Here is a 13844-nt window from a genome sequence, read left to right as displayed (position 1 = left end):
AATCGTTAGCGCTGCAAAGACTTACTTCGCTGGAACGCAGCCCTCGGGAGGCTTCCATGCGAGCAGCGCCTCCACGCGCGCGTCCTGGACCTTGGACACGCCCTCTGGCGCATCGACGCGGTTGACCCCGGGCTCGCGCGTGAAGTCGAGCTCCCTGACGGGCACGGGCAACGCCGGGCAGCCGCCCTGGAACGTGGCCTCCGCTTCGGTCATGAGCACGTTCGCGTGGTCCTCTCCAGCGGCCCACGAATAGGGATACGTGAACGTGCCCGACAGGGGCTCCGTGCCTCCGGGAGGAAACCACTTCCAGCTCAGCCGCGTCTGCGCCGTGGAGCCGCCGAAAACTCCGCCAGCGACCCCGCCCAGGATGCCGTCCTCGATCGTGGGCCATTCGACGCGGAGACCCTTCGGAACAGGCACGCGCACGGCCTCCACCTGCACCCGGTCGTTCACCTCCGGCTCCATCATCAGCATCCACGAGAGTTCGCGGATCCGCTCCGGCGACACGCGCCCCACCCTCACACTGGACTGCCGCGCGGCGTTCGTGGCCACTCCGTCCACCTTGCCGTCGGACTTCAACGCCAGGCCGGAGCAGCTGCTCGAGCGGTACGTGGTCCCTGTCGCCAGGTGGTAGGCGTCGAGCTGATCACAGAAGTCGTAATGGCCTCGCCGGCCGCGGATCACCAGCCAGCCGCCCGCTGGCGCGCGGATGCGTCCCAGCGGCAGTACCGTCTGGACATTCCGCCCGCTCGGGTCGAGCGCCAGACATTCCCTCCAGGCCTTGTAGCGGCTCCGTGAAGGCTTCCTCCGGGCTTCCTTCATGCAGTCCGTCGGAGGCGGCGGATCCGCGTCGAACGTGCCGGGGCGCCGGTTCTCCGGACGGAAGGCCTTCTCCGCCCGCGCGCGCCAGGCCTCCGTCTCCGCGCCGCACTCACCGGCCTTCACCGGGCACAGCAGGGGGGCCAGCCGGTGTTTCGGCGAGGTCTCGCGCGCCAGCACCTCGCGGAGGTCCGGAGCCATCACGATGGACTGCGCACCGGGACGGCCCAGCTCCAGTTGAGACGCGAAGTACGCCTTGCCTCCATCGCGCCACCACGTCTTCAACGCGAGCGCGGTCGTGGCCGTGTCCTCGTCCCAGCTCAGCGGCTCCCGGTGCTCCTCTTCGCGAGCGATGCCGAAGCAGCGGTGGCTCAGCAGCAGCTGGAGTCCGGACCGCGCATCCTCCACCTCGCCGTCGTCCGGAAGCGCCTGCATCCGCGCGTCGAACGCGGACAGCGCCTCCTGGGCCGCCTTCCAATCCGCGGTGTCTGGCGCGCACGGGACGATGCGCCCCGCCTGCGCAGGCGCCGCCGTCAACAGCCAACCCAGCCCGAACGACACCATGAGGGACACGGACATGCCTCCATGGCAGCCGGTCCCGGGCCCGGACGTCAAGTCGCGCGGTGGCGCACTACTCGCCGAGGAGGGCCGACCAGAAGCGCACCATCTTCAGCGACTCCATCACGCTGGACTGCTTGTCCATCTCCGCGTGGGTGATCAACGGCGTGGGCCGCAGGTGCACGTGCGTGTGCGGCGCCAGCGCGCGCGCCAGCAGCGTGGACTCGATGGCGGGGATGACCGAGTCATCTGTCCCGTGCAGCAGGTACACCGGCGCACGAGGCGCGGGAGAAAGCTCCGGCGACAGCGACGGATCTCCGGCGAAGCCCTTCACGAAGGGCAGCAACCGCTGGCCCAGCGCGGCCACGTCGCGCGTGTTCACCTGATGCAACAGCGTGGCGGCGGGCTCCGGCAGCGTGGCCTCCATTGCCCGGGCCTCCGCGAACGTGGCCTCCGCCTTGCGCGAGTCCACCAGCGTCAGATGCGACGCGTGCATGAACATGAGGACGCCCTTGCGCAGCGCCTCCACCTGCTCCGGCGGCACCAGGCGGTCCGCGACGTTCAGCAGGATGACCACCACGCCGTAGTCGTGCGGCCTGCGGTGCACCCCGTCCGCCTGCACGCCCGTGCACAGGAAGGACAGCACGCGCGACAGCTCACCGTGCCCGCCGAAGGACAGCACCGCGGCCACCCTGTCACGCAGCGCGGGCCGGCCCGCCGCGACGACGGACAGGCCTCCGGAGAAGCTGATGCCAAAGAGATCCACCTCCCCTTCCGGCGCCAGCGCTCCCGGCCCCAGCGCCCACAGGGCCGTGTCCTCGATGACGTCCGGCAGGCGCGGGGTGATCTGGTAGCGCAGCAGGTCCGGCGGCTCCGGCGTGAGCACCGGCTGCCCGCCCATGGCCAGGTCCTCCGCCAGCTTCACCAGGCGGGGCTCGTCGATGCCCGCCGCGTGCACGCCCGACGTGAGCACGATGAGCCGGCCCTTGCGCTGATCCGGCTGGTAGAGCCGCCCGCGCACCGGCCCGTGGCGCGTGGGCACGCTCAGGTCCGTGACGGTGAAGGCCCCGGTGCCATGGCGGGCCAATGCCTCGGCCACGGTGCCATGGAGGCCCGCCGCGCGCAGCACGAAGGACAGCCCTCGCAGCTCGGGCGGCAGGAGGAGGACAGCCGCCAGCAGCAGGGCCGCGAACACGGCCCCCAGCGTCCAGCGCAGCCGGTGCTTCATTGCATCAGCGTTTCGACGAAGGTGCACAGCTGGTCGCGCTCGAAGGGCTTCTCCAGCAGCTCTCGCGCGCGGCGGCCCACGAACTCGCGGGCCTGCGGGTTCACCCCGCCCGTCATCAGGCCGGTGCGCGGCGCCAGCTCCGGCGCCAGCCGCTCCAGCTCCACCAGGAAGTCCATGCCGCTCATGCCCGGCATCATCAGGTCACAGAGGATGGCGTCGAACTTCTCGCCGCGAGACAGCCGCGTCAGGGCCTCGCGCGCGTCCTGGATGACGTGCACCTCGTAGAGGTTGCGCAGGAGCCGGCTCACCGCGCTGCCCACCGCCGGCTCGTCGTCGATGAGCAGCAACCGGCGCAGGCTTCGCGTCGCGCGCGCCGCCTGCGAGGGCTCCTCCACCACGGCCGCGACCGCCTGCACGGGCCGCGCACTCTCCGGCGGCAGGGCGAGCGCCGGCAGCTCCACGCGGAAGAGGCTCCCCTGCCCCTGCTCGCTGGCCACCTCGATGTGGCCGCCCATCGCGTGCACCAGCGTGAGGCAGATGGACAGGCCCAGGCCGGTGCCGCCCTTGGGCGAGCGCGTGGTGAAGAACGGATCGAAGATGCGCTGGCGCACCTCCGGGGCCATCCCCTGCCCGTTGTCCTCCACCTCGATGAGCACGTGGCCCTCGCGGCCCGGACGCACGCGCAGCTTGATGAGGTTCTCTTCCGGAGGCCGGTCGCCAAAGGACTGGAGCGCGTTGGTCAGCAGGCCCGTGACGACCTGGGCCAGCCGGCCCTCGTTGCCGTGCACCGCGGCCACCGGCTCCAGGTCGCACGCCATGCTCGAGCGCTGCTGGAACTCGTCGCGCATCCGCTTGACCGCGTCCTCCACCGCGCGCCGCACGTCCACCGGACCGTGCTGCTCCTCCTCCGTGCGCGAGAACGTCCGCAGGTCGCGCACGATGGAGCGCACCCGCCCCGCGCCCTCCAGCGCCTCGGCCACCACCTGGCGCAGCTCCTCCAGCTGCTCGGCCGGCACCACCGGCTGCGCCACGCGCTCCCAGAGGTAGGCCAGGTTGGAGGTCACGTAGGAGAGCGGGTTGTTGATCTCATGCGCCACGCCCGCGGCCAGCGTGCCCACGGACGTCATCCGCTCCGCCAGCCGCCGCTGCGTCTCCAGGCGGGTGCGCTCGTTGACGTCGCGCACCAGTCCCACGAGGAAGCGCTCGCCGTTGGGCAGCATGTACGCGGCCCGCTGCGTGAGCACCTCGCGCGAGCGGCCCTTCGCGTCCGTGAAGGAGCCCTCGTCCTCCACCGTCTGCCCCGTGGTGAAGGCGCGCTCGTCCTGGCGCCAGGCCGTCTCCGCCTGGACCGGGGAGATCAGCGCCGAGGTGACCGTGCCGCGCAGCGCCTCCGCGGGTTGCTCCAGCAGGCGGCAGTAGGCCGTGTTCACGGCGACCAGCCGGTGCTCCCGGTCCTTGATGAACAGCGGCTCCGGCACCGCGTCCAGCGCGCCCTGGAACATGTCGCGCGCACGCCGCAGCGCCTGCGCGTCTCCGTCCGCGGCCCTGCGCCGCAGCGCCACGAGCCTCGCGCCCCAGCGCGTGCCGGGCGGCGCCACGCACTCGTCCGCGCCCGCCTCCACCAGCGCCTCCGCCTCCTCGCCCTCGCGCTTCGTCAGCACCACCAGCCACGTGCGCGTCTGCAGCCGGCGCGCGTGCGCCCACTGGCAGCGCGCCTTCACGGCCTCCAGCGGACCGCCATGATCCCAGAGGACGAGCAGCCCTTCGGGCAGCGGCTCCGGAAAGGACTCCACGCGGATCACTCGGCACGCGCGCCCTTCGGCCGTGGCGCAAAGATCGCGTTCCACGTCCTGGGCCACCGGGGCTGGGACCGCCACCAGCATTGCGTGCACAGCGTTGCTCCTCGCGACCCGCGGGATCGGCCTCCCGGCGTCGCTCGACTGCATTGCAGCCTTGACCGCGCCAACCCGTCAACGCGGGGCCGCGCGGACTGCCCGTAGCCCATTTCCGGGTCGGGTGGGACTCAGAATTGCAGTGAACCGCGCGCGATGACGCGGGGGCCTACCTTGCAGGAAGGTAGGAGCGAACAGCGCTCGCAGTGCTGGGGCAGCGTCTTCGCCGGGCACGCGCCACTCATGCCGTAGTGGCACAAAGCAAAGTCGTAACGGACGGGGTCCTCCGGGTCGAGCGCCCGCAGCGACGCCGTCACCTCCTCGGCGGTGCGCCAGGTGAGGTCCGTGCGCTGCGTGAGTCCCAGGTGGAGCGCCATGCGTCCGATGTGCGTGTCCAGTGGGACCAGCAGTGCTGACGCCGGCACCTGCTTCCAGATGCCGAAGTCCACCGCGTCCGGTCCGCGCACCATCCACCGCAGATACAGGTTGAGGCGCTTCGCCGCGCCCGGCCCCAGGGGCGAGGGCAGCAGGTGATGCAGTCCGCGCTCCGGCCCCATCGCCTTGCGGAGCGCGTCCATGGGGATGTCCCGCAGCGCGGCGGTGAAGGCCGCGAGCGCTCCGTGCAGCGTGCCGGCCGCCTTGAAGCCCCGGACGAACAGGGCCTCCAGACCGCCGTGCTCGCGCAGCGCGCGGCCCATGCCCAGCAGCAGCACCGCGAGGTCGGTGCCCACGTTGAAGCGGTACACGAAGCCCGTGAGCAGCGCCTTCGCGCCCTTCACGTCCAGCGCGCGCACGAAGGCCGCGGGCGACGGCCCCATCTGCTTGAGGAGCGCGTCCACCTTCGGGCGGAAGAGGTCCGCGCGCCCGTAGGCCAGCGCCGCCGCCAGCAGCCCGCTGACCTCCACATCGCGTGGATCCGTGTAGCGGTGGGGGAACTCCACCGGGTCGAAACCGATGCGCGCTGACTGATCCGTGGACGCCAGGAAGGCGTCCAGGCGGGGGCGCAGGCGCTCGGCCGCCTGGGGGCTCAATCCGGTGTGCGCGGTGCGGCGCTTCGTCATCTCGCGGGCAGTCCTAACGCGTCAGCTCGCGCACCGCATGGCCCAGCTCCGGGAGGATGAGCGCGTCCAGGGCCAGCTTCACGGCCTGCGGCGAGCCCGGCAGCGCGAAGAGGATCATCCCCTGGTACGTGCCCGCCGTGGCGCGCGACATCATCGCGGGGCTGCCGATGCGCTGGAACGACAGCATCCGGAACAGCTCGCCGAAGCCGGGCAGCTCCTTCTCGAAGAGCGCGCGCAGCGTCTCCACCGTGCAGTCGCGCCGGCCAATGCCCGTGCCGCCCGTGAAGAGCACCGCGCGGGCCCCCGCCGCCTGCGCCTGCGCGAGCGCGCCCCGGATGGCCTCCGGATCATCCTTCACCACCGTGTGCCCGGCGACGGTGTGCCCCGCGGCGGCCAGGCCCTCGCGCAGGTCCTTCCCGCTGCCGTCGTGCGCCTCGTCCCGGCTGTCCGAGCACGTCACCACGTACGCGCTGACGTGCACCGGCGCGCGCGACTTGTGCTCCGCCGCCACCGCCGAGCCTTCATGCGAGTGGTCATGGTCGTGCGAATGCCCGTGGCCGTGGTCGTGGTCATGCGAGTGGCCGTGGCCGTGGTCGTGCGAGTGGCCGTGGTGGTGATGGCCATGACCGTGGTCATGGTCGTGATCGTGTCCGTCGTGTCCCATGGTGGACGCTCCTGAAGGTGGGAAGGCTCAAACGTCGGGAAGGTCGACGACGAGCGTTCCGTCCTCGACCGTGAGCTGCACCGTCGGCTGGTCATCACAGACGCCGGGCGAAGTCGCGTTCTGCCCCGTGTCCATGTCGAAGCCGACCTCATGGCACGGGCACACGACCATGTTCTCCTCGAGACGTCCGCCCGACAGCAGACAGCCGGCGTGGTTGCACCAGTCGTCGAGGCCCTTGTAGCGGCCGTGGATCTTCGCGATGCAGACGTTGCGCTTGCCGATTTCGTAGCCCCGCATCTCCCTCTCGGCGAAGTCCGCGGGTCCCAGCTTGATCTTCGTCATTGCGTTCCTTTTCCCACAACCCGTCCGGGCCTGCACCCCCGTTCCCCCGGCATTAATTTCCCGACCGTGACTCCTGACGTGACACCCTCCAACGCCGTGCTCACCGACAAGGCGGCCGTCGCCCAGCTCCTCCGGGACATGTCCCTCCTGCTCCAGCTCCAGGGGCAGAGCGGCTTCCGTGTCCGCGCCTACGACATTGGCGCGGACCGCATCGCGAACCTGCCGCAGGACCTGGGCGCCATCGTCACCGAGGGCCGCCTGCAGGAGCTCCAGGGCATCGGCCCGGGGCTCGCCGAAAAGCTCACCGAGCTGGTGACGACCGGCCGCATGACGGCGTTCGAGGAGCTGAAGGCCCAGTTCCCCGCCGGCCTGCTGGAGCTCATGAAGCTGCCGGACGTGGGGCCGAAGAAGGTCGCTGCCCTGTGGAAGGAGCTCCAGGTGGGCAGCGTCGAGGACCTGGAGCGCGCCTGCAAGGACGGCCGCGTGCGGGAACTCAAGGGCTTTGGCCCCAAGAGCGAGGCGAAGCTCCTGGACGGCATCTCCGTGTACCGGCGCGCCAAGGGCGAGCGGAAGCTCCTGGGGGACGCGCTCCCCATCGCGGAAGGACTGCTGGAGCTGATCCGCCAGGCGCCGGGCGTGGTGCGCGCGAGCCTGGGTGGCAGCGTGCGCCGCCGCGCGGAGACCGTGGGCGACGTGGACATCATCGCCTCCGCGAAGGAAGCGGGACCCGTGCTGGACACGCTCGCGAACGCGCCGGGCGTGGCGACGGTGATTGGCAAGGGCGACAGCAAGTGCTCCGTGCGCATGGTGCAGGGCGACCTCCAGGTGGACCTGCGCGTGCTGCCGGACGAGGACTACGCCACCGCGCTGCACCACTTCACCGGCTCCAAGGCGCACCACATCCGGCTGCGCAACCTGGGCCACGAGAAGGGGCTCAAGATTTCCGAATGGGGCGTGCACCGCGAGGACGGCACCAAGGTCCCCGTCCCCGACGAGGCGACGCTGTACCGGCTGCTGGACATGCAGGAGGTGCCGCCGGAGCTGCGCGAGGACAACGGCGAGGTGGAGGCGGCCCGGACTGGCAAGCTGCCGGAGGACCTGGTGACGCTCGCGGACGTGCAGGGCGCGGTGCACGCGCACAGCACCTGGTCCGACGGCCGCAACACGCTGGAGGAGATGGCGCGCGCCGCGAAGGCGCTGGGGCTCAAGTACCTCACCGTCACCGAGCACAGCGAGGCGGCCATCCACGCGGGCGGACTCAAGGTGGACGACCTCAAGCGGCAGTGGGAGGAGATCGACCGCGTGAACGAGCTGGTGCCCGGCATGCGGCTGCTCAAGGGCATCGAGGTGGACATCCTGGAGTCGGGGGCGCTGGACTACGCGGACAGCGTGCTGGAGCAGCTGGAGGTCGTCATCGCCTCCATCCACGTGCGCCACTCCATGGACGAGGACCAGATGACGCGCCGGGTGCTGGCCGCGCTGGACAACCCGCACCTGCACATCCTGGGACACCCCACCGGGCGCCTCATCCAGAGCCGCGAGCCGTACGCCCTCCGGATGGAGGAGGTCCTGGAGCGCGCGCGGGAGCGCGGCGTCGCGGTGGAGATCAACGGCAAGCCGGCGCGCCTGGACCTCAAGGCCGAGTACGTGCGGCAGGCCGTGGGGCGCGGGGTGAAGCTGGTGGTGAGCTGCGACGCGCACCGCCAGGACGACCTGAAGAACCTGGCCTATGCCGTGGCCACGGCGCGCCGGGGCTGGGCGAGGAAGCAGGACGTCCTCAACACCCGCTCCGCGGAGAGCTTCCTCGCCGGCCTGCGGGAGCGCTGATAGGCTTGCGGGCGCGAAGATGTTCCGCCCGCTCCTCCTCGTCCCCGCCCTCCTCTGCCTCCTCCTCGCCCTGCCCACGCGGGCCGGCGCGGAGGCCCGGCCGTCGCGCGCCGACCTCCAGCGCGTGCTGGAACTGCACACCCGCTCCTCGGTACGCGTGCGCGGCCCCCAGAACGCGGGCCCCGGCATCATCGTGGGCGCGGACGGACAGGTGCTCACGGCCGTGTCGCTCGTGGGTCCCAGCTCCGCCCAGGTGGTGCACGAGGGCAACGCGCTGACGGCGCGCGTGGTGCTCTCCAGCACGGTGCTCCAGGTCGCGGTGGTGGCGGGCCCCCAGGGCACGTGGCCCGCGGCGCCGGTGCGGCTGGTGCCGGAGGGGCTGGCGGGCCGCTGGGTGGTGGGCGTCATGCCCGCGCGCAAGAAGGGGCAGCGGGACACGCCCAGGGCGACGGTGGCGAAGACAGCCCCCGCGCCGTTCTTCGACGTGGACCTCACGCTCGCGCCGGGCAGCCCGCTGTATGACGGCGACGGGCGGCTGGTGGGCCTCGTCGTCGAGCGCCGGGGCCGTGGCGCCCGCGCCCTGCCCCTGTCCGCCGTGAAGGCGGAGCTCGCCTCGGCGGACGCGCCATGAGCCGGCCTTCGGGGCCTCCCTTCAAGGTGAGCGCGGTGCAGGAGGCGATGGGCCTCTGGGCGCTGGGCTTTTTGGGCATCATCGCGGCGTTCCTCATCGCCGGGGGCACCAGCGTGCCCAAGCTGGTGGCCACGGTGGGCTTCCTCTACCTGCCGCTCATCCCCATGCGCTGGCGCGACGAGGACTACCGCGACTACGGCCTCACCCTGCGCGCGTGGAAGGAGGACGTGCGCCTGTTCCTGGTGATGAGCGCCATCGTGGGGCCGCTGTTCTTCGCGGGCTTCGCCGGCTTCGTGCAGGTGGTGCCGCACCTGCCGCCCGCGCTCGCGCACCACCTGACGCCCATCATCGGCGAGGGCCACTTCCAGCCGCGCCTGCCCCCGCGCTTCGGCGAGTGGGTGATTGATCAGCTCTTCGTCGTCGCGCTGCCGGAGGAGTTCTTCTACCGGGGCTACCTCCAGGCCCGCCTGCGCGACGCGTGGCCCCAGGGGCGCGTGGTGCTGGGCGCGCGGCTGGGGCGCGCCTTCTGGGTGACGGCGCTGCTCTTCGCGCTGGGCCACCTGGCCATCTTCCAGACGTGGCGGCTGGCGGTGTTCTTCCCCGCGCTCCTCTTCGGCTGGATGCGCGAGCGCACCGGCACCATCGTCGGCTGCTCGCTCTTCCACGCCGCCTGCAACCTCTACGTGCGCTTCCTGGAGGTCTCCTTCTTCGGCGGCCCGTAGCGGCCCCGTCAGGACGGCGGCAGCTGCTGGACCTGGAGGTCCTCGCCCACCGCCAGCGTCGCGCCCTGCGGCAGCTCCACCCAGCCCTGCGTGCGCGTCACGTGGCTGGCCACCACCACCGTGCGGCGGCGGCGGTGCGCGCCGACCTCCGGATGCGTCTCCGGCGTCTGGGGCGTCACGCCGCAGTGGGCGCACTCCGCGCTGCCCTCCAGGCGCGTGTAGTACAGCGGGGCCTCGCCGCGGCGCGTGGCGGCCAGCACGGTGCCGTTGGTGGCCACCAGGTTGAGCGGCGGCGTGCGCACCTGCCCCAGCTTCACGAGCGTGGCCTCCACTTCACGCACCGTGTCGCGCAGCACGCGGCCGGCCACCTCCGGCTCCAGGCGTGGATCATCCGTGCGGCCCAGTTCCCGCAGGCGCGTGAGGAAGAGGGCGAAGAGGACCTCGCTGCCGGTGGAGCCTCGCACCTGCCGCTGGAGGTGCTCTGGCACGCGCGACAGCAGCGGGGCGCGCAGGGGCTCGAAGTCCGGCAGCGGGCCCTGGTGGGCGAACAACCAGTGGCGCGCCCGGAAGGGCTGGGTGTTCTCCTCGGGCGACAGGCCGAGCGGCAGCCGGCTGGCGTGGAAGAGCACGGCCTCGGATTCGTGGGGCGGCCCCAGGTCATCCAGCGTGATGTCCCGGTCCGGTGCCAGGCGGCGCAGGAGGACATCCTCCTGGGCATAGGAGCCCACCCCCAAGGCGTTGGCCCGGGCCTCCGGGCGGAGGACGACCTGCTGGGTCAGCCGGTGCAGCTCGCACCGCAGGAGGTTGGGATCCGACGACAGGGCGGCGAGGATGGCGGACATGGTGATTCCCCCCTTCACCTCAAGGGATAAGGTCCATGGGATGCCGGTTCAGCCCGCTGAACCCGCTCCCCTGCTCTGGCGCTAAGCCCTTGAAATGGCTGGCGTTTGAACAGTCTTTGAATTGACACCCCGGAACGTGGAGCCTAACCTCCGGGCGCTTCCCGGCTGCCCTCTCGCCAGAGGGGCCGGGGTGCAGGTCTTCACCGGAGACGGAATGGCGGACGACATCGCAATCGGCATCGACCTGGGCACGTCGTATTCGTGCGTGTCCGTCGTCCACGAGGGTCAGCCCACGGTCATCCCCAACGAGTGGGGCGAGACGACGCATGCCTCGTGCGTGTCCTTCCTGGAGGAAGGGTCCGTGCTGGTGGGCAACGCGGCGAAGAAGAACATCATCACCAGCCCCGAGAACACGGTGTACTCGGCCAAGCGGCTCATCGGCCGGTACTACTTCTCCGACGAGGTGAAGAAGGCGCAGGCGGTGATGCCCTACCGCATCGTCGAGGGCGACAACAACTCGGTGCGCATCGGCGTGCGGGACCGCAGCTATTCGCTGCCGGAGATCTCCGCGCTGGTGCTCAAGGAGATGAAGGCCGTCGCGGAGACGTACCTGGGCCGCGAGGTGCACAAGGCGGTCATCACCGTCCCCGCGTACTTCAACGACAACCAGCGCCAGGCCACGAAGGACGCGGGCCGCATCGCGGGGCTGGAAGTCCTGCGCATCATCAACGAGCCCACGGCGGCGGCGCTGGCGTACGGCTTTGGCCGGGACGTCAACCAGCGCGTCGTCGTCTACGACCTGGGTGGCGGCACGTTCGACGTGTCCATCCTCGAAATCGGCAAGGACGTCTTCGAGGTGCTCGCGACGGCGGGTGACACGTACCTGGGCGGCGACGACTTCGACGACCGCATCATGACGTGGATGGCGGACGACTTCCTCAGCCGCACGCGGTTGGATCTGCGGCAGAACAAGTACTGCCTGCAGATGCTGAAGGACGCGGCGGAGAAGGCGAAGATCGACGTGGGCCAGTACGGCACCGCGGAGATCCTCTGCGCGGGCATCTGCCAGGACGCCAACGGCAACGTGATGGACCTGCGCAACACGCTCAACCAGGACCAGTTCAACCGGATGGTGATGGACCTGGTGCAGCGCACGTTCAAGGTCTGCGACGAGGCGCTGCAGAGCGCACGGCTGACGGCGGCGGACATCGACGCGGTCATCCTGGTGGGCGGGCCCACGCGGCTGCCCATCATCCGCAACTCGGTGAAGCACTACTTCCAGAAGGAGCCGCTGGAGGGCATCAACCCGGATCAGGTCGTGGCCATGGGCGCGGCGCTCCAGTCGCACGCGCTGCTGGACAGCAAGACGGAGACGTTCCTGGTGGACGTCACGCCGCTGACGCTGCGGATCGGCACCGTGGGTGGGTACACGGAGAAGATCATCGACAAGAACACGCCGGTGCCCATTGACCGCTCGAAGACCTTCACCACCAGCCGTGACGGGCAGGAGAAGGTGAAGATCCGCGTGTACCAGGGTGAGTCCAACCGCGCCGAGGAGTGCGAGATGCTGGGCGAGTTCGAGTTCTCGGGCTTCCGCATCGGGTATCGCGGCGAGGTGAAGATCGAAGTGACGTTCGAGATCAACACGGACGGTCTGGTGAACGTGTCCGCGTGTGACGTGGAGACGGGTCAGAAGACGTCGACGACGATCACGTTGTCGTCCGGCATGACGGAGGCGGACATCCAGCAGTCGATCCAGTCGAACCGCAACACGCGGCTCGCCGGCCACAACAGCAGCGACCTGCCCGCCGTGGCCAACTAGGCGCCGCCGATGTCCGAGCCTTCCGATCCGAACTCTGGCGCGCCGCCAGGGCCCGCCGCGCCCCCGGCGCCCGCGCGTCCGGCGACGCCCGCCCTGCCCCGGGTGACGGCCACCGTACCGCCGTCCGTCCCGCCCACGGCACCCCGTCCGCCCGCGGCGCCGCCGCCCAAGGCAGCAGTGCCTCCGGGGACCGCGCCAGCCGCGCGCCCCACGCCGCCCCCTGTCGCGCCGCCAGCGGCGGCCCGGCCGGCTTCGGGTCAGGTTCCATCGGTGGCACCGGCGGCGGCACGGCCTGCGTCGGGTCAGGTTCCCTCGGTGGCTCCAGCGGCGGCCCGGCCTGCGTCGGGGCAGGCTCCCTCGGTGGCTCCGGCAGCCTCGCAGGCTCCTGCCGTGGGCGGCGTCCCGCCTGTGGCTCCAGCGACGGCCCGGCCTGCATCGTCCAGTGGAGTGCCCTCGGTCGCGCCCGCGGCTGGAGCCCCCGTGACTGGAACTCCGCCGCGCCCGACGCCCGCGGGCCTCGCACCCGTGGGAGCCGCGCCTCGTGGGGCACCGCCGGGCATTGCCCCTGCGGGAGTCCCCGCTGCATCACGGCCGACGGTGTCCGGGGTTCCATCCGTTGGCGTCGCGTCGCCTCCGCCCGCGCCGACCGCGCAGTCGCGGCCCACCGTCACCGCGATTCCGGCGGTCGGTACGGTGGCTCCCCCGCAGGCTCCAGCAGCCCCCACGACGCCTCGCGCGACCGTGACGGCGATTCCGCCGCAAGCACCTGCGACGCCTGCCGGTGCTCGCCCCACCGTCTCCGCCATTCCGGCCGTGGGCGCGGTGGCGCCGCCGCAAGCTCCTGCGACGCCTGCCGGGGCTCGTCCCACCGTCTCCGCCATTCCGGCCGTGGGCGCGGTGGCTCCTCCTCAGGCTCCGGCGGTTCCCACCGGTGCGCGCCCCACCACCACGACGCCCGCCGTGGGCGCTGGGACTCCGCCCCAGGCTCCCGCGTCGATGCCTCGCATCGCACCCGTCGTTCCGCCCAACGTGAGCGCTTCGCCCGCGATGCCTCCCGCCATGCCTCCCGCCATGCCTCCGGCGGTGCCGGGCGTCGCGCCCATGGCCACGCCGCCTCCCGTGGCGCGCGGCCCCGCCGCCGTGCCGACCATGCAGCCGCTGAGCCCCGCGGTTCCTCCGGTGGCTCCCGCGGCCCGTCCGCCCTCGGTGCCCACCATCGCCCCCGCCGGTGCCCGGCCTGCGTCCCCTCCCACCGTGGGACCGGTGACGCCGCCGCCCGTCGCGCCACGCCTCAGCCCGCCCGCTGTCGGCGCGACGCCGCCTCCGGTCCTCGCCGTCGGACAGGTCGTCCCGCCCATCGCGCCCGCGGGCCCCGTGCCTCCGCGCCCTGGCAACCGGCCCACCACGTCCCTGCCCGCGCTCGCGCCGGCCGGCGC

The 13844-nt window shown here is 71.7% G+C and carries 11 protein-coding genes and 1 pseudogene; 4 read left to right on the top strand and 8 right to left on the bottom strand.

Annotation, left to right across the window (positions count from 1 at the left end):
• Positions 1 to 21 precede the first annotated feature (21 nt).
• The 6 genes from D7X96_RS08530 to D7X96_RS08505 all read right to left on the bottom strand — a co-directional run bounded on the left by D7X96_RS08530 (position 22) and on the right by D7X96_RS08505 (position 6564).
• The gene (locus tag D7X96_RS08530) at positions 22 to 1398 is read right to left on the bottom strand and encodes a hypothetical protein (RefSeq protein WP_121769448.1); all 1377 of its coding nucleotides are present in this window, start codon (positions 1396 to 1398) and stop codon (positions 22 to 24) included.
• Positions 1399 to 1450: 52 nt separating this feature from the next.
• On the bottom strand, positions 1451 to 2605 hold the full coding sequence (locus tag D7X96_RS08525) for a dienelactone hydrolase family protein (RefSeq protein WP_121769447.1): 1155 nt from the start codon (positions 2603 to 2605) through the stop codon (positions 1451 to 1453).
• On the bottom strand, positions 2602 to 4551 hold the full coding sequence (locus D7X96_RS08520) for an ATP-binding protein (protein ID WP_120547833.1): 1950 nt from the start codon (positions 4549 to 4551) through the stop codon (positions 2602 to 2604). Before D7X96_RS08520 ends, D7X96_RS08525 begins: the two co-directional genes overlap by 4 nt.
• A gap of 77 nt (positions 4552 to 4628) precedes the next feature.
• Positions 4629 to 5558 (bottom strand): TIGR02757 family protein, encoded by a 930-nt coding sequence (locus D7X96_RS08515; RefSeq protein ID WP_208647285.1) that lies wholly within the window; start codon positions 5556 to 5558, stop codon positions 4629 to 4631.
• Between the two features lie 13 nt (positions 5559 to 5571).
• Positions 5572 to 6039 carry a MogA/MoaB family molybdenum cofactor biosynthesis protein gene (locus D7X96_RS08510; protein ID WP_043323766.1) on the bottom strand — a complete coding sequence of 156 codons (468 nt, stop codon included), beginning with the start codon at positions 6037 to 6039 and terminating at the stop codon, positions 5572 to 5574.
• 210 nt (positions 6040 to 6249) lie between these two features.
• Positions 6250 to 6564: a Rieske (2Fe-2S) protein gene (locus D7X96_RS08505; protein WP_120547835.1), complete on the bottom strand. Its 315-nt coding sequence runs from the start codon at positions 6562 to 6564 to the stop codon at positions 6250 to 6252.
• Between the two features lie 66 nt (positions 6565 to 6630).
• Between D7X96_RS08505 and polX the strand changes: the two genes are divergently transcribed.
• Genes polX through mrtX form a run of 3 tightly spaced genes read left to right on the top strand, consistent with a single transcriptional unit; the run spans position 6631 to position 9744 of the window.
• Complete coding sequence (gene polX, locus D7X96_RS08500; protein WP_121769445.1) at positions 6631 to 8391, top strand: DNA polymerase/3'-5' exonuclease PolX; 1761 nt, start codon at positions 6631 to 6633, stop codon at positions 8389 to 8391.
• 19 nt (positions 8392 to 8410) lie between these two features.
• Complete coding sequence (locus tag D7X96_RS08495) at positions 8411 to 9022, top strand: MXAN_2756 family trypsin-like serine endoprotease (RefSeq protein WP_120547837.1); 612 nt, start codon at positions 8411 to 8413, stop codon at positions 9020 to 9022.
• Positions 9019 to 9744 carry a myxosortase MrtX gene (mrtX, locus tag D7X96_RS08490; protein WP_120547838.1) on the top strand — a complete coding sequence of 242 codons (726 nt, stop codon included), beginning with the start codon at positions 9019 to 9021 and terminating at the stop codon, positions 9742 to 9744. Before D7X96_RS08495 ends, mrtX begins: the two co-directional genes overlap by 4 nt.
• Before the next feature lie 8 nt (positions 9745 to 9752).
• Here mrtX and D7X96_RS08485 read toward each other — a convergent pair whose 3' ends face one another.
• The gene (locus D7X96_RS08485) at positions 9753 to 10586 is read right to left on the bottom strand and encodes a class II glutamine amidotransferase (protein ID WP_208647284.1); all 834 of its coding nucleotides are present in this window, start codon (positions 10584 to 10586) and stop codon (positions 9753 to 9755) included.
• Between the two features lie 214 nt (positions 10587 to 10800).
• Between D7X96_RS08485 and dnaK the strand changes: the two genes are divergently transcribed.
• Entirely contained in the window at positions 10801 to 12408 is a 1608-nt protein-coding gene (gene dnaK / locus D7X96_RS08480; protein ID WP_121725497.1) for a molecular chaperone DnaK, read from the top strand.
• Between the two features lie 908 nt (positions 12409 to 13316).
• On the opposite strand, the pseudogene D7X96_RS39925 reads toward dnaK, so the two are convergent.
• Positions 13317 to 13844: pseudogene (locus D7X96_RS39925) on the bottom strand (hypothetical protein); the annotation flags it as partial.

The sequence above is a fragment of the Corallococcus interemptor genome (assembly GCF_003668875.1).
Taxonomy (GTDB): Bacteria; Myxococcota; Myxococcia; order Myxococcales; family Myxococcaceae; genus Corallococcus; species Corallococcus interemptor.
The sequence above is the reverse complement of the archived record's forward strand: the minus strand, read 5'-3'. Positions and strand labels throughout refer to the sequence as shown.